Here is a 16,845-nt window from a genome sequence, read left to right as displayed (position 1 = left end):
AATTTTATCTCGTTTTTTGCTGTACTTTTGTACTGTAATGTATATTCTGTATGCTAGATAACTCGCTATATATATTATTTTCTATTCTATATGTAAAATCCCTTCTTTTTCTAAGTTAAATAATTATTTCACAATTTTTTGTAACTTTTTAGGTGATTATTAACTATTTAACTCTATTCTGATTAGCTTTACTAATCTGATTAGACTTCACATATGTACTTATTGGTAAGTTAATAGCATTAATTTTAATTATGTCTTCCTTTATATCAACTACACGAAAATATAGTTCTTTAGTTTCTGATAGTTTCACTACTAAATCACCAATTTGAAATCGTTTACTCCTTGTTTCTAGTTTAGACATAAACTATTCCTCCTAACTTAAAGTTATTAAATTTATATTCTTTAATTTAAGAGGATATGAAAAATAACCCCTAGAGAATTACTCATATCTCTAGGGGTTAATACTTATTCTTCAATATCTTTTATTAAATTAGCCATCTCTAAAGCACCAACAGCTGCTTCCCAACCTTTATTCCCTGCTTTTGTACCTGCTCTTTCTATAGCTTGTTCAATAGTATCCGTAGTAATTACTCCAAACATAACCGGAACCTCTTCTTGTAAACCAACTTTCCCAATCCCTTTTGAAACCTCATTACATACATAATCAAAATGGGGTGTTGCACCTCTAATTACAGCTCCTAAACAGATTACTGCATCATATTTATTACTCTTAGCCATCTTTTTAGCTATTAGAGGAATTTCAAAAGCACCAGGAACCCATGCTACTTCAACGTCTTCCTCTGCTACATCATGTCGCTTCAAGGCATCTAAAGCTCCAGATAATAACTTATTTGAAATAAACTCATTAAATCTCCCAACTATGATTCCAAACTTAAGCCCTTTACCAACTAACTTTCCTTCAAATACTTTGTTCATTATAATTCCCCTCTCGTAAATATATTAATAAGTATATTTTGAAGATAAATATCAATTTAACTTAAGACTTATGACCATTAACTAACATATGACCTAATTTTTCTTTCTTAGTCTTTAAATATCTTTCATTATTACAATTAGGCTCTATCTCTAATGGTACTCTTTTACTGATTTCAAGACCATAACCTTCAAGCCCAACTATCTTTCGCGGATTATTAGTCATTAAACGAATACTACTCAATTCTAAATCAGTTAAAATCTGAGCGCCAATTCCATAATCACGTAAATCAGCATCAAAACCTAACAACTCGTTGGCTTCTACTGTATCTTTACCTTGGTCTTGTAATTCATATGCCCGTAATTTATTACTCAAACCAATTCCTCTTCCTTCTTGACGCATATATAATAAGACACCTTCTCCCTCTTCTTCTATTTGAGAAAGTGCTCTTCCTAACTGATCTCCACAATCACAACGCAATGAACCTAAAACATCACCAGTTAAACATTCTGAATGTACCCTCACCAAAACATCTTCTTTATTAGTAACATCACCTTTAACTAACGCCATATGACAGTCATCACTATTCTCTGCTTCATAGCCATATGCTTTAAACTCTCCATACTTAGTAGGCATATCTACCTCTGCTACTCTTTTAATCAGTTTATCTCTTCTTACTCGATATTTAATTAAGTCTTCAATAGTAATTATCTTCAAATCATGCTCTTCAGCAAAATCCATTAATTCCGGCACCCGAGCCATAGTACCATCTTCATGCATAATCTCACAGATGACTCCGGCTGGATATAACCCAGCTAACTTAGCTAAATCTACTGCCGCTTCTGTATGTCCCGCTCTTCTCAGGACTCCACCTTCTTTAGCTCGTAAAGGAAAGATATGTCCTGGTCGCGAAAAATCTTCCGGCTGCGCATCTTCATTCAATACTTCTAGAATCGTCTTGCACCTTTCATAAGCAGAAATACCGGTTGTTGTACTCTTATGGTCAATAGAAACAGTAAAAGCTGTTTCATGAGAATCAGAATTGCGACTCACCATCTGTGGCAATTCTAATTCATCTAACCTCTCACCAATTATTGGCATACAGATTAATCCCCGCGCATGAACAGCCATAAAATTAATATTCTCCGGAGTAGCCTTTTCAGCTGCTATAATTATATCACCTTCATTCTCTCTATCCTCATCATCAACTACAATAACCATCTTACCTTCTTTGATATCTTCTATTGCTTCATCAATATCATTAAATTCAAACTCCATCTTTCCCACTCCTTTATTAGTTGAAAGTATTATCACTTAAAATCTGCTAACTCCTTCACTTTCTAATTTCAATTCAAAGACTTTATATCAAGCTTCACTGGTCTTAACTATCAACTGTCAATTGTCAACTATTATTAAACTCAACCTTAACCTAAATCTGAATTTCTATAAGAATCCATTCTGCTGCAGTAAATCAAAATCGACCTCAGACTTAGAATTATTATCATCATCTTTAAAGTTTAACATTCGTTCTACATACTTCCCAATTAAATCTGCTTCTAAATTAACTATATCTCCTACTCCTTTTGCGCCTAAAGTAGTTACTTCTGCTGTGTGAGGAATTAAAGAAACAGTAAATGCATCATCAGTTAATTCAGCAATAGTTAGACTAATTCCATCAATTGCAATCGAACCCTTAGGAACCAACAGTCTTTTTAATTCCTGTGGTAAAGAAATAGTAATTAAAACAGCATTATCCTCTCTCTCTTTCTTCTTAATTGTTCCTATACTATCTATATGTCCAGAAACTAAGTGACCTCCTAATCTATCCTGTAATCGTAATGCTCGCTCTAAGTTAACTATATCGCCTATCTTTAATTCACCTAAGCTCGATTTTCGCATAGTCTCAGGCATAACATCAACTGTAAATCTATCCTCACTAAAACTAGTAACAGTCAGACAGACACCATTAGTAGCAATACTATCACCAACCTGAACATCACTTAATACTTCCGTAGCTTTAATTTCCAAAACAACCGATTGACTCCCTCTTTGAATCGAATTTACTTCTCCTAACTCTTCAACAATACCAGTAAACAAAACTAAGTCACCTCCTATTGACAGGATAACCAGTTATTAATAGATCATCTCCAACATTTGAAATCTGACGTTCTTTAATCACAATTCCATCTGCTACCTTAGCAACACCTTTCCCACCTACTACACTAGCTGCTTTTTCACCACCAATGATCTTTGGTGCAATAAAGTAAAGAATCTTATCTACTAATCCAGAAAATAAGAAAGAAGCACTAATCTGACTTCCCCCTTCTACTAACAGACTAACTATTTCTAATTTACCCAGTTCTAACAATAATGAATCAAGATCCACTCTATTATCTTCAGACGGTAAGATTAAAACTCTAACACCTAGCTCTTTTAATTGCTTAATCTTCTCTTTATCTGCTAATTCAGTAGTAGCTATTATCGTTTCCGCTTCAGATTCTTGAGTTATAAGGTTATAGTTCAAAGGAATTCTTAATCTGCTATCTAATACTATCCTAATTGGGTCTTCACCCTCTTTATTAGGTAGCCTTGTTGTTAATCTTGGATTATCAGCTAATACAGTACCAATCCCAACTAAGATACCATCTACTTCATCCCTTAACCGATGTACATACTGTCGTGAATCAGGACTACTAATCCATTTAGCATCACCTGTTCTAGTAGCAATCTTACCATCAAGAGTCATAGCATTCTTTAAAATCACAAATGGTTTCTCCTCAGTAATATACTTAATAAAGGCCTCATTTAATTTTTGGGCTTCCGTTTCTAATAATCCACTTTCCACTTCTATCCCTGCTGCTGCTAACTCTTCTAAACCACTGCCAGCTACTAAAGGGTTAGGGTCTTCCATAGCAGTTACTACTCTACCTACTCCCGCTTCAATCAAAGCCTTAGTACACGGAGGAGTCTTACCATAATGAGAGCAAGGCTCTAAAGTAACATAAACTGTAGCCCCTTCTGCCATATCTCCAGCATCTTGCAAAGCATTAACTTCTGCATGGGGACTTCCAGCTTGCTTATGATAGCCCTGACCTATTATCTGACCATCCTTCACTATTACCGCTCCTACCATAGGATTCGGTGTAGTTCGTCCTTTAGCTTTTGCTGCTAATTCTAATGCTAACTCCATATAATCACGCTCTTTCACTTTAACACCTCATTTCTTGCAAAGTTTCTATATTATTTTAATCTATACCTAATTTCTTCTGTAAAAATTAAAAATTCCCGAAATAATTCCGGGAATTAAAAAAATTACACAGGCATAACACACCTATAAATATACCTCTCACATCCAGACTCTACTGTCGGTTTTGGATTCTCACCAAATCAACCACTTAATGGCTCGCGGACTTAATCAATAAAAGACATCACCGCCGGTTAGGAATTGCACCTAATCCCGAAATATTTAATATTTAATTATAACTATCACTCTAATTATTCTATAATTAACGCATAAATCCTTCTTTTCTCCATCTTTTTTTATTTAATAGCTGTTATTATTTTGCACTCTCTTTTAATTCTTCAACAGCTTGTCCAGGATTATTAGCACCAAAGACCGCCGAGCCGGCTACAATCACATTAGCTCCTGCCTCTACTACTCGCTTTATATTATGGGGTTTAATCCCGCCATCAACCTGAATATCTAAAGCTAAATCTGCTTCTTCAATCTGTCTTCGTAACCTTTTAATCTTTGGAACCATATTCTGAATAAACTTCTGCCCTCCAAAACCAGGATTAACAGTCATTAATAATGCTAAATCGATATCCAGAAGTATATCTTCTAATAAAGCCAATGGCGTAGCCGGATTTAAAGCTACTCCTGCTTGTACTCCCTGTTCTTTAATATTCTGAACAGTACGATGTAAATGAGGACAAGCTTCAGCATGGACTGTAATCAACTCTGCACCCGCATTAGCAAAGCCTTCAATATAATTATCAGGATTTTCGATCATCAAATGAACATCTAATAAGTTATCTGTCTTATCCTTAATAGCATCAACAACTATCGGCCCCATCGTAATATTAGGTACAAAATGACCATCCATTACATCTATATGCAGATACTCTGCATTACTAACTCGCTTAATCTCTTCCTCCAAATTACTAAAATCCGCTGATAAAATTGATGGTGCAATCTTAATCATTACTAATTTCCTCCTTGTACTTCAGTTAAAAAACTCAAATAATTATCATATCTTAATTGAGAAATATCTCCTTCTTCTACCGCTTCCTTAACCCTGCATTTAGGCTCATGTTGATGAATACAGTTATTAAATTTGCAATTAGGAATATAGTCCCACATCTCCCTAAATAAATAAGGTAACTGTCGAGGAGATATAAAATTAATATCTAAAGCAGTAAACCCTGGGGTATCAGCTACTAAACCATCATTATCAAGCTTAATTAGTTCCACATGTCTAGTAGTATGCTTCCCTCGCTTCAACTTCTCGCTAATTTCTCCGGTTTTTAAATCGGCCTCTGGATTTAACAAGTTTAATAAAGTTGACTTTCCTACTCCAGAAGGACCTGCAAATACAGATAATTTCCCTGCTAACATCTGTTTTAAATCATCTATACCTTCTTTACTCTTGGCATTTGTATAGGCTACTCGATAACCGATTTCTTCATAATGCGCCATTAAGTCTTTGGCTCTTTCTAAACCGATTAAATCTACTTTGTTCAAAGATAAAAGTACTTCTAAATCATATGCCTCTGCTAATAGCAAGAATCGGTCCAATAACTTATAATCTAATTCTGGATGTTTAGTAGCAAATACCAATACAACCTGTTCTACATTAGCCACTGCTGGTCTTTCTAGCTTTATTGTCCTTGGTATTAATTCTTCTACTACACCAACTCTTTCTTCTTCATTAAGAACTGAAAACCTTACTTTATCTCCCACATAAAATTCTACATCTGATTTTTTAAACCGTCCACGTAATGAGGTTTCATATAGTTTGTGATCATTAAACCCCAGAACATAGTAAAATCCAGCGTATGCTTTAATTATCCTTCCTTCTTTCATTAATCATCCTCCATTATAACCTTTGTTCTCTAACTAATGAATTATTAATAAAGACTTGAACTACTGTTGAGCCAACACTAATTACTTTCTTATTTACTAAGTCTCCTGGATGATGTAATTTATTATAGATGATTCGTCTACCATTATCATCATTAACAACAATCTTTACCCGTTGGTCTTCCTGTCCAGGATTAATATTAATCCTAACTCTAAATTGATGCACTTCAGAACCATAAAGATTTCTAATGCCACTACTAATTGTTAGGTTAACCGGAGAACCTGCCGAAAGCTTTGTGCTTGCCTTAGGTTCTTGTGCCATTACTTGACCTTTAAAATAATTTAAGCTTTCTTGATATTTTACTTCGCCAATAATTAGATTTAAATTCCTCAATCTCTGTTTAGCATTCTCTTCATTTAAACCAACTAAATTTGGTACTACTACCGGTTTAGCCTTCTTACCTTTGCTAACAATTAGATTTACTTTGCTATTAATCTTAGCTTTCGCTTGTGAACTAGGATCTTGATTAATAACTAAACCTTTTTCTATCTGATCATTAAAGACAAAAGTAACTTTACCTAATTTTAAATCGGCCTCATCTAAAGAGATTTTTGCTTCTCTTAAAGTCTTCTCAACTACTTTTGGTACTTCCGTAAGTCTAGCCCCTTTACTAACAACCACACTGATATCCCGATTGCTTTTTACTTCTTTACCTTGCTTAGGATACTGTGATATGATATGGCCCTCAGGAATTTGATTATTATAATTACGATTATAAATTTCTAACTTTAATCCTTCTTTTGCTAATTCTTCCCGAGCACTTTTTAAATCTTTACCTATTAAATCAGGAACTTTAACTATAGGTACATTTAAAAAGTCCATAACTTGATAATAACCCCATACTGAACTGCCGATAATTAAAATTAAGATTAAGGCTCCAATTACTTTCTTCCAATTCCTTTTCAAAAAAGGAGCCTTTTTTGTCCTTTTCTTCTTTGCATTATTTCTTTTTTCTACCATACCATCATCTTGTTTATTGTTCTCTATTGTTGATTCTTTTTGGGACTCATCTTTTTCTATCTCTTCTTGTAACTCTTCTTTATCTAGGATATCTGTTGGATAGTCATTCTTATCAACTACTATTGTCTTTTGGTTTAAATCCATCTTATCATTTGAATTAAGAGCTTGACTAGTAAAATTCTTATTATTAATAACTATCTTAATCGCTTCTAACATTTCTACTATACTACTATAACGCTTCCGTGATTCTTTATTAAGAGCTTTTAAAATGATGGACTCAACTTCTAACGATAAATTTGGATTAATTTTAGTGGGTAACGTAGGTTTGTCTTTAATATGTTTTAAAGCTACCGAAACAGGTGTTTCACCTTTAAAAGGCACCTCTCCTGTAACCATTTCATATAAAACAACTCCTAATGAATAAATGTCAGAACGGTCATCAATCTTATCTCCTTTAGCCTGTTCAGGAGAAAAATAGTGAGCAGAACCGATTACTGTCTCTGTTTGCTTTAAAGTTGCTGAAGTTAAAGCTCTAGCAATCCCAAAATCAGTCAATTTTGCTCTACCTTCTGGTGTTAATAAGATATTAGCTGGCTTGATATCACAGTGAACGATCTGTTTACGATGAGCTACCACCAAAGCCTCAGAAATCTGTTTAGTAATCTCTAGAGCCATAACAACATCTAATCTATCTTCTTGTTCAATTCGTTCCTTTAAAGTTTCTCCTTTTACATTCTCCATTACAATATAATGAGTCCCGTTATCTTTACCAATATCAAAGATATTAACAATATTAGGATGTGAGAAGCTAGCTACCGCCTGTGCTTCCTGTCTGAAACGCTCCACAAATTCTGTATCATTAGCAAATTGGGAACGCAACACCTTAATAGCTACTTTTCTATTAAGTAGCTTATCCTTAGCTTCATAAACTAAGGCCATTCCTCCTTCACCAATCTTCTTTTTTATTTGATAGCGATTATTTAAATATTCACCAATCATTAAAGTCACCTCTATATTTAACTCTTAACTATTAAAGAGAACCACCGTTATATTATCATGACCACCATATTTATTAGCCAATTGTACTAGTTTCTCTGCTTTTTCTTCTAACTCACCTGATTCTAATAATACACTTTTAATCTTCCGGTCTTCTAACATACAGTTTAAGCCATCAGTACACAATAAAAAAAGGTCATTCTCTCTTATATCAATTTCAAGTATATCAATATCCACTTCTGTATCTGTACCTAAAGCCTGCAATAATATATTGTTTTGCGGATGATTTCTAGCCTCCTGCCGAGTAATCTCTCCTCTTTTTACTAATTGATTCACTAATGAATGATCCTCGGTTAATTGTTTAAACTCTTTGTCACGTAATAAGTAAGCCCTACTATCTCCCACATGTCCAATATACAATTTATCATCAATTAAGATTGTCATAGTCAAAGTAGTTCCCATACCTTGATACTCAGCATTAGTTTTAGCTTCTTCTAAAATTCTTCTATTAATTGATTCAATTACTTCATAGACACTTGGCACTATATTATCCAATTCAAAGTCATATTCTCTTAAAACCTCAACAGCTATTGAACTGGCTACTTCCCCAGCATTATGGCCTCCCATTCCATCTGCTACAGCAAATAGAGCAAAGGAAGGTCTTATTAATTGTAAATAATTATCTTCATTTGAATCTCTAACTTGACCACAACTAGATTCAAGTCCATACTCCATACAGTTCACCTCATTTAACACTTAACAATTATAAGCTTAATTATCTTGCTTAGCTCTTAATTGACCACAAGCAGCATCTATATCCTTCCCTCTTTCAACCCTTACAGTAGCTTCAATTCCAGATTTAGAAAGCACATCTTTAAACCTCTTAATATCCCTTCTATCAGGACGAACTAATTCTAATTCATCAACAGGATTAATAGGAATTAGATTAACATGACATAGTAATCCTGATAATAAATTAGCTAAAGATTTAGCATCCTTTGGCTTATTATTAACCCCATCTATTAAAGCATATTCGAAGGTCACCCTTCGATTCGTCTTTTCAATATAATATTGACAAGCACCAACTAACTCCGATAGTGGATACTCTTCATTAATCGGCATCATATCACTTCTTAATCTATCATTGGCAGCATGTAAAGAGATTGCTAATACTACTTGTAACTGCTCATCAGCTAGTTTCTCAATCTTTGGAACTAATCCACAGGTTGAAATAGTCATTCTCCGCATAGAAATATTTAATCCTTTTTCATCATTTAAAAGATTTATTGCTGATAATAGATTATCATAATTTGCTAAAGGTTCTCCCATTCCCATAAAAACAATATTAGTTACCGGCGGAGTACCAAATTCACCTTTACTAATTAGGCGTTGTACCGTTAAAACCTGACCTACTATTTCACCAGTAGTTAGATTTCTCTCTAAACCTTGTAGGCCAGTAGCAAAAAAATTACATCCCATTCCACAGCCAACTTGGGTAGAAACACAGACACTATTTCTGCCGTCTTTATAAGGCATCAAAACAGTCTCAATCCGTTTCCCATCTATTAATTCAAATAAAAATTTAATAGTGCCATCTTTTGACTCAGCTCTAGTTATTTCCTTTAATTGACTAATATAAGCCACCTCGTTCAACTTATCTTGTAGCTCTTGATTTAAATTAGTCATCCCATCAAAATCGATAGCTCCCTTTTTATAAGTCCAATTAGCAATCTGCTTAGCTCTAAAAGAAGCTTCACCTAAATCAGTTACTAAGTCTTCTAGTTCATCAAAATTTAAAGATGTAATATCGACCTTGTTACTCATTCTATCTTCCTTTCTTTAACACAAAGCATTTATATAATTAAGACTCTTACATAATTAATTGCTCATATTCATATAGTCCCTTAAAATAATAATTTATCTAAGTTAGATACTATTATTCCACGCTTATAAATAAGATATACTATTAAAGTACAATCTAGCTTATTCTTCTTAATTTAGCTACAAAATAACCTTCATTCTCTTGCCAAGTAGGTAATAACTGAATAGTACCTTCATTAATAAATTCTGAATCAATACCAAACTCTTTAACTTGTGATTTTAGATTAACCAATTCAAAGTTTGAGTTATTACTCACAAATTCTTTGACGACTTCTATATTTTCTGCCTCAGTAATTGTACAGGTACTATAAACTAACTCCCCACCTTCTTTTAAAAACCCGCTTCCAGCCGTTAATAATTCTAATTGTATATCCTTTAATTGCTTAATATCCTGAGGTTTCTTCTGCCACTTAATTTCCGGTTTTTTAGCAATCATTCCTAAACCAGAACAAGGAGCATCAATTAATATTCGGTCAAAAGAATCTGCAAACTCTACTTTTCGACCATCACCAATTTTAACATTAACAATCTCAATACCTAATCGCTTACAGTTCTCTTCAATTAACGAAAGCTTATGTTCATGTAACTCATTGGCTATTATCTTACCTTGATTATCCATCAACTCTGCTAGGTGAGTAGTCTTGCCCCCTGGGGCACTACACAGGTCTAATACTCTTTCCCCAGGCTTAGGCGCTACAATGTGTCCAGTCAGTATTGATGCTAAGCCTTGAATTTGAAAGCATCCAGATTGAAAGGTATCTAAATCGGATAATGAAGAATAATTAGCAATCTTAAATGCTTGCGGAATATTATTAATCTCCTCTACTTCAATATCATTCTTACTTAAACTGTCTACTAAATCAGGCTTACTTACCTTTAACTGATTCCTCCTAATCACAGTATTTGGAATCTGGTTGAAAGCTTGACAGATTTCTATTGTTGCTTTAACTCCATACCTTTTAACCCATCTTTCTACCAGCCACTGCGGAAATGAATACTTATACCTAATATGTTGAACAGGATCATCCTCAATACTAGGCATCTGTAATGAATCTAATCTGCGTAATATATTTCTTAAGACACCATTAACAAACTTAGCTACTCCTGGATGTTTATATTCTTTAGCTAACTCAACCGTCTCATTACAGGCTACCGCATCAGGAATCCCGTCTAAAAACTGAATCTGATACAGTCCTAAACGCAAAATATTTCTAGTCCACCCATCCATCTTCTTTACCTTGCGATTGGCAACTTGATTAATTAGCCAATCTAAACTATTACGCATCCGTAAGCTACCATAAACTAATTGAGTTGCTAAAGCCTTATCACGGTCAGTAATATCATACTTTCTTATTAATTGATTCAGAGTTAAGTTTGAATATCCTCCTTCTTCATTAACTCTATAAATAACTTCTACAGCTAATTGACGAGCATTTTTCTGCAATATCTTATAGCCTCCAATCAGTAAACCTGTAAATTACTAGTCTTTACAAATAACTTTTGAGAACAAATCAAAAGTAAATTTATAAGGAATAAATAGAATCATCAAAAATATAAAAAAAAGAAACGGTAATATAAGAGGAGGAAACAGAAAGAACATTAGAATTAATACTATTAAAAAGAACATAATTATTCATCATCCAACATACTTGACATAATTAATAATCTTATTAAATGAGCAACAGAAACTAATGCCGCTGCTACATAAGTTAAAGCTGCTGCGTTTAAAACTTTCTTGGCAGGCTTCACTTCTTCATTAGTTACGTAACCTCCGGTTTTTAATAAATCAATTGCTCTAGAACTAGCATTAAACTCGACAGGTAAAGTTACAACTTGAAATAAAACTGCTGCACTAAAGACGACTATTCCTATTTGAACTAAAAGTTGTGACTTAAAGAAGATAAAACCAAATACCGCCAACGGAAGCCCTAACTGCGAGCCAAAACTAGCTACTGGAAATAGGCTATTCCTAAAATTTAATGGCACATAATCAACCGCATCTTGTATAGCATGCCCAGTTTCATGGGCGGCTACTCCTAAGGAAGCTAAAGACCTTCCTTGATAAACTTCTGATGATAGTCTTAATTTCTTAGCCTTAGGATCATAGTGATCACTTAACTTCCCCCTAGTCTGTTCAACTGTTACATCATCAAGACCTTTACGCCGTAAAATATCTCGAGCTACTTCAGCACCGGTATAGCCCTGACTAGCTGCAACCTCTAAATATTTGTTAAATGTAGATTTAACTTTAAATTGTGCATAAGCACTAAATATCAAAACTGGAATTATAATAATAAAAGTTGGATCATAAAAGAATGGAAACATATTTAATCCCTCCTTATAATTTTATTTAAAGCTGTTTCAATCTTTTCTAAATCAACCAAAGTATTAATACATGGTCCTTCAGGTCTAATATTGACTACACCTATTACCGGCATTGGATAGATATCCTGAATCCCACTAGTTAAATCTCGTTCACAGGCTACCGCCAATATAGCCTTAGGCCTTAATTCCTTAATTATTTTACGAGCTAAAGTTCCTCCAGTAGCAACCGCTACATTAATTCCATACTGATCTCTTATTTCTAAAATATCTTCTATCTGACATCTCCCACAACGACGACAATTATCTAAATTATTTGTAACCTTATACTGACATTCAGCCTGCTGTATACAATGTGGTAGCAACATAAGTACATCTTTAGGTTTTACTGCTAGATTTTCTGGTTTAACTAATTGATTGCTGACTTGAATAAATGAATTCTGTACTTCTAACTTATCAAAACCTAATAGCTTACCTAAATAGATAATTAGCGGAAATAGATAAGAAATTACTATCCGCATCGGAATAAAGAGTAAGGGGATAGGTTCATCTCTCTTAATAGTAATAATAATTCCTAAAACACCTATAATTATAATTATAGATGCCAAACTAATAATTAAACCAAGAACTAATAGAATCGCTTGACTAATAGTATTAAGACCTACTAAATTTAAATACCAGATGCCAACTACTACAACTCCTATTAATGATAAAGTTAATCCTAATAAAATCAAAAATAATCTTTTGTTCGTATCCTGTTTATCTTGGTTACTTAATGGCATTATTCACTCACACTTTTGTCAGTTGCTAATAGATTACCTTCTTCTAATTCATATCCTCTTAAGTAATCATTAGCTGACATCCGTTGTTTATTCTCTGGCTGAACTTCAGTAATCAATAACTGTCCCTCTCCACTCTGCACTATAAAACCAGATTCCGTTTCTATATCTACTACTGTACCTGGAATTACTGACGGCTTAGTTTTAGAATCATAGATTTCACTCATCCAAACTTTTAACCGTTTTCCTTTATGATAAGTATATGCCCCCGGCCAAGGATTCATCCCTCTAATCAAATCTTTGATTTCCTCAGCACTAGCTGTCCAATCAATCAGCCCTTCTGCTTTCTCTATCTTTTGGGCATAAGTAGCTTTACGATCATCTTGAGGAGTTCTAGGTGCTTTATCTTTATTGATTAAATTTAAAGTCTTAATCAAAACTTCAGCTCCTAATTCTGCTAACTCATTATGTAAAGTCCCTACAGTTTCATCCTCTGTAATGCCAATCTCTTCTTTTAAGATTATGTCTCCTGTATCTAGTCCTTCTCCCATATACATCGTAGTAATTCCTGTTTTATCTTCTCCATTAATAATAACTCGATGTAATGGACCAGAACCCCGATATTTTGGCAGTAATGAAGCATGAACATTTATACATCCGAATGGTGGCATATCTAGAATTTCTTTAGATAAGATTTGACCATAAGCAACAACCACTATTACATCCGGTGATAACTCTTTTAATCTATTAATAGACTCTACCTTATTAATATCCTCTGGTTGAAATACAGATATATCATTCTCTAATGCTCTCTTCTTTACTGGCGAAGGCTGTAATTTCTGCCCTCTACCTCTAGGACGGTCCGGTTGTGTAACAACTCCTAATACATTAGTAAAATCTGCTTCCACTAAACTATCAAGAGTTGGTACCGAAAAATCAGGAGTGCCCATAAATATAACTTTCATAAAGTTAAATCCTCCTTTTATAAATTACAATAACTACTTCATCTTATCTATAAATAAAACCCCGTTTAAATGATCAAATTCATGTTGTAAAGCTCTAGCTAATAAGCCATTAGCCTCAATCTTAACTTCTTCACCCTCTGGATTTAAACCTTTGATTACTATTTTTTCTGCGCGTAGTACATCTCCTGCTTCACCAGGTATGCTTAAACAACCTTCTTCATCAATATCTTCCCCTGAGCTTTCTATAATTTCAGGATTAACTAATGATATTAAACCCTCTCCTATATCAACGACAAACATCTTTTTTGATACACCAATCTGTGGTGCTGCTAAGCCAACACCATCAGCATCATACATAGTATCAGCCATATCCTTAAGTAATCTCTTTGTCTTATCAGTAATCTCTTTTACAGGCTTAGTATCCGTTCTTAATACTGGGTCGCCAACCTTTCTAATTGGTAAAACAGCCATTTCTATTCCTCCTTAACTATCCTCTTCAAAATTATATTATTTACTTATTATAACATTCCTATAGGGTCAACATCAACGTTAATTGTCACACTTCCTAAATTACTATTATCATTTATTATTTCTATACTGCGTTGATTTACCCTTCTCATTTGTTTAATATTATCACCTTTTAAAATAATTTGCCACCTATATTCTCCTCTTAACTTAGATAAAGGTGCCGGTACTGGCCCTAAAACATCTATTTTAAAATTATCCTCTTTAATCTTTTGTTCTAAAACCACTCCTAATTGATTAGCTATCTTACTAACTGCCACCTCTTCTTCACCTTTAATAATTAAATTAATTAAATGAGAAAGTGGAGGATACCTTAATTCTCTTCTAAAATTTATTTCTAGCTCATAAAACGCCTCATAATCATGTTCTTTTGCTAGCTGAATACTGTAATGTTCAGGAGTATAAGTTTGAATAATTACTTCTCCAGTAACCTCCCCTCGTCCAGTTCTACCAGCAACCTGCGTTAATAATTGAAATGTATGCTCTGCTGCTCTAAAATCAGGAAAATTCAAAGCTGTATCAGCAGTAATTACTCCTACCAACGTAACCTTAGGAAAGTCATGACCTTTAGCAATCATTTGTGTCCCTAGTAGAATATCTACTTCTTCATTTTTGAATCTATCTATCATTCTTTGGTGAGCACCTTTACGAGTAGTAGTATCGACATCCATTCGCAAAAGACGTGCCGTAGGAAATTCATCTCTAATTGCTTTTTCTACTTTTTGCGTCCCTACACCAAAATACTTAATATAACGACTTTCACATTCAGGACATATGTCAGGAACTTCACGTTGATAGTCACAATAATGACAGCGAAGTAATGTTTGGTCAGCATGGTATGTTAATGAAACATCACAATTAGGACATTCCAAAACAAATCCACATTCACGACAAAGAACAAAAGTAGAAAAGCCACGACGATTTAAGAATATGATTATCTGTTCATTCTTAACTAATCTATCCTCAATTGCTTCCGCTAACTTATTACTAAACATACTTTTATTCCCTACTTTTAACTCCTCCCGCATATCAATAACTTCAACCGGCGGTAATGGCTTATCATCAACTCGTTTATCTAAATTAGCAAACTTATAATTACCAACTTGAACTTGATAGTAACTCTCTAAGGATGGAGTTGCTGTTCCTAAAACAGTTAGTGCATCATTTAATTCTGCTCTTTTATTAGCAACATCACGAGTTTGGTACTTAGGATGGGTACTTTGTTTATAAGAAGTCTCATGTTCTTCATCAATAATTATTAAACCTAGATTATTAAATGGTGCAAAGATAGCTGATCTAGCTCCCACTACTATACTAGCTTTCCCTTTTTTCATCCTTAACCATTCATCATATCTCTCCCCTTCAGAAAGCCGACTATGATAAATTGCTACTTTAGACCCAAATCTACTTTTAAATCGTTCTACAGTCTGTGGAGTTAATGATATCTCCGGCACTAAAACTATTGCCTCTTGTCCAGAATGTAAAGTTTTATCAATAGCTTGTAGGTAAATTTCTGTCTTACCACTACCAGTTACTCCTTTTAATAACATAGTATTAGCATTAGATTCCTTTAATAGGCCTTCTATCTTATCTAAAGCAATCTGTTGTTCAGAGGTCAACTCTAAATGTTCTGTAGACTCAAAATCAACTTCTGAATACGGAGTCCGTTTAACTGTCATTCTTTCATATGTAATTAATCCTTTCTCATGTAATCTCCTTATGGTTCCTGAGCTAGTGTCTACTGCTTTTGCTAAAGCTGTTGTATTTAAATTCTGATGCTGATTCTCTAGTAAATAACGTAAAACTTCTTTCTGTTTGTAAGCTCTATTATTAAGTTTTTCTAGTTTTTCTTCTACTTTATCTAATGAATGACTCAACCTTACTATTCGTTTCTCCTTCTCATTCCTATGTCCTGACGGAATTACCGCTTTCAAAACAGTAATTAAATGAGATTGATAATATTCCGATATCCATTTAGCTAAAGCTAGTATCTCATTATTAAATAACGGCAAAGAACTTTTAAGCTTTACTATTTCTTTTAAATTATCTATTTCTATGTCTAATTCTTCTTTTATACCCACTACATAACCAGTTAAATTACGATGCCCGAAAGGTACTTCCACTTCGTAGCCAATCTCTATTTGGTCCCTCAACTCCATTGGCACTAGATATGTAAATGGTTTATCTACATCACTAACTGGTACATCCACAACTACTTTCGCATATTTAAATTGCATATTATTGCCCACCTTCTATTTAAACCATTAATTCTCACCAATATTATTATTCAAGACCCACACCAATATTCCTTTAAAAAAGATTTATATGTTGATAAACCT

General features: G+C 33.8%; 16 protein-coding genes and 1 riboswitch. All 16 genes read right to left on the bottom strand.

All coding sequences use genetic code 11. From position 1 onward, the window contains the following. Positions 1 to 163 precede the first annotated feature (163 nt). Positions 164 to 361 carry a hypothetical protein gene (locus BM077_RS08885; protein WP_089749504.1) on the bottom strand — a complete coding sequence of 66 codons (198 nt, stop codon included), beginning with the start codon at positions 359 to 361 and terminating at the stop codon, positions 164 to 166. Positions 362 to 465: 104 nt separating this feature from the next. Next, positions 466 to 936, bottom strand: a complete 471-nt coding sequence (ribH, locus tag BM077_RS08880) for a 6,7-dimethyl-8-ribityllumazine synthase (protein ID WP_089749507.1) — start codon at positions 934 to 936, stop codon at positions 466 to 468. Positions 937 to 997: 61 nt separating this feature from the next. After that, on the bottom strand, positions 998 to 2,212 hold the full coding sequence (locus BM077_RS08875) for a bifunctional 3,4-dihydroxy-2-butanone-4-phosphate synthase/GTP cyclohydrolase II (RefSeq protein ID WP_089749509.1): 1,215 nt from the start codon (positions 2,210 to 2,212) through the stop codon (positions 998 to 1,000). 165 nt (positions 2,213 to 2,377) lie between these two features. Further along, on the bottom strand, positions 2,378 to 3,031 hold the full coding sequence (locus BM077_RS08870; protein ID WP_089749511.1) for a riboflavin synthase: 654 nt from the start codon (positions 3,029 to 3,031) through the stop codon (positions 2,378 to 2,380). A 7-nt stretch (positions 3,032 to 3,038) separates the two neighbouring features. Continuing rightward, positions 3,039 to 4,142, bottom strand: coding sequence for a bifunctional diaminohydroxyphosphoribosylaminopyrimidine deaminase/5-amino-6-(5-phosphoribosylamino)uracil reductase RibD (gene ribD, locus BM077_RS08865; protein ID WP_255361606.1), 1,104 nt, complete (start codon positions 4,140 to 4,142; stop codon positions 3,039 to 3,041). Positions 4,143 to 4,270: 128 nt separating this feature from the next. Beyond that, positions 4,271 to 4,403: riboswitch (FMN riboswitch) on the bottom strand. Between the two features lie 88 nt (positions 4,404 to 4,491). Then, positions 4,492 to 5,139, bottom strand: a complete 648-nt coding sequence (gene rpe, locus BM077_RS08860) for a ribulose-phosphate 3-epimerase (protein WP_089749513.1) — start codon at positions 5,137 to 5,139, stop codon at positions 4,492 to 4,494. A 2-nt stretch (positions 5,140 to 5,141) separates the two neighbouring features. Continuing rightward, positions 5,142 to 6,020 carry a ribosome small subunit-dependent GTPase A gene (rsgA, locus tag BM077_RS08855; RefSeq protein WP_089749515.1) on the bottom strand — a complete coding sequence of 293 codons (879 nt, stop codon included), beginning with the start codon at positions 6,018 to 6,020 and terminating at the stop codon, positions 5,142 to 5,144. Positions 6,021 to 6,033: 13 nt separating this feature from the next. Then, positions 6,034 to 8,037, bottom strand: a complete 2,004-nt coding sequence (pknB, locus tag BM077_RS08850; protein ID WP_089749518.1) for a Stk1 family PASTA domain-containing Ser/Thr kinase — start codon at positions 8,035 to 8,037, stop codon at positions 6,034 to 6,036. 24 nt (positions 8,038 to 8,061) lie between these two features. Continuing rightward, positions 8,062 to 8,769: a Stp1/IreP family PP2C-type Ser/Thr phosphatase gene (locus BM077_RS08845; protein WP_089749521.1), complete on the bottom strand. Its 708-nt coding sequence runs from the start codon at positions 8,767 to 8,769 to the stop codon at positions 8,062 to 8,064. Positions 8,770 to 8,805: 36 nt separating this feature from the next. Beyond that, on the bottom strand, positions 8,806 to 9,858 hold the full coding sequence (gene rlmN / locus BM077_RS08840; RefSeq protein WP_090095222.1) for a dual-specificity RNA methyltransferase RlmN: 1,053 nt from the start codon (positions 9,856 to 9,858) through the stop codon (positions 8,806 to 8,808). 154 nt (positions 9,859 to 10,012) lie between these two features. Next, positions 10,013 to 11,359, bottom strand: a complete 1,347-nt coding sequence (gene rsmB, locus BM077_RS08835) for a 16S rRNA (cytosine(967)-C(5))-methyltransferase RsmB (RefSeq protein ID WP_089749525.1) — start codon at positions 11,357 to 11,359, stop codon at positions 10,013 to 10,015. A 185-nt stretch (positions 11,360 to 11,544) separates the two neighbouring features. Then, on the bottom strand, positions 11,545 to 12,240 hold the full coding sequence (locus BM077_RS08830; RefSeq protein ID WP_089749527.1) for a zinc metallopeptidase: 696 nt from the start codon (positions 12,238 to 12,240) through the stop codon (positions 11,545 to 11,547). 2 nt (positions 12,241 to 12,242) lie between these two features. Next, positions 12,243 to 13,019, bottom strand: coding sequence for a DUF116 domain-containing protein (locus tag BM077_RS08825; RefSeq protein WP_089749529.1), 777 nt, complete (start codon positions 13,017 to 13,019; stop codon positions 12,243 to 12,245). Then, positions 13,019 to 13,981 (bottom strand): methionyl-tRNA formyltransferase, encoded by a 963-nt coding sequence (gene fmt / locus BM077_RS08820; RefSeq protein ID WP_089749531.1) that lies wholly within the window; start codon positions 13,979 to 13,981, stop codon positions 13,019 to 13,021. The genes BM077_RS08825 and fmt overlap by 1 nt, the downstream gene beginning before the upstream one ends. Positions 13,982 to 14,014: 33 nt before the next feature. Further along, the gene (gene def, locus BM077_RS08815; protein ID WP_089749532.1) at positions 14,015 to 14,452 is read right to left on the bottom strand and encodes a peptide deformylase; all 438 of its coding nucleotides are present in this window, start codon (positions 14,450 to 14,452) and stop codon (positions 14,015 to 14,017) included. Between the two features lie 47 nt (positions 14,453 to 14,499). Next, positions 14,500 to 16,743, bottom strand: a complete 2,244-nt coding sequence (priA, locus tag BM077_RS08810) for a primosomal protein N' (protein ID WP_089749535.1) — start codon at positions 16,741 to 16,743, stop codon at positions 14,500 to 14,502. Positions 16,744 to 16,845: the final 102 nt, after the last annotated feature.

The organism is Candidatus Frackibacter sp. WG13, from assembly GCF_900114655.1.
Lineage (GTDB): Bacteria > Bacillota > Halanaerobiia > Halobacteroidales > Acetohalobiaceae > Frackibacter.
The sequence above is the reverse complement of the archived record's forward strand: the minus strand, read 5'-3'. Positions and strand labels throughout refer to the sequence as shown.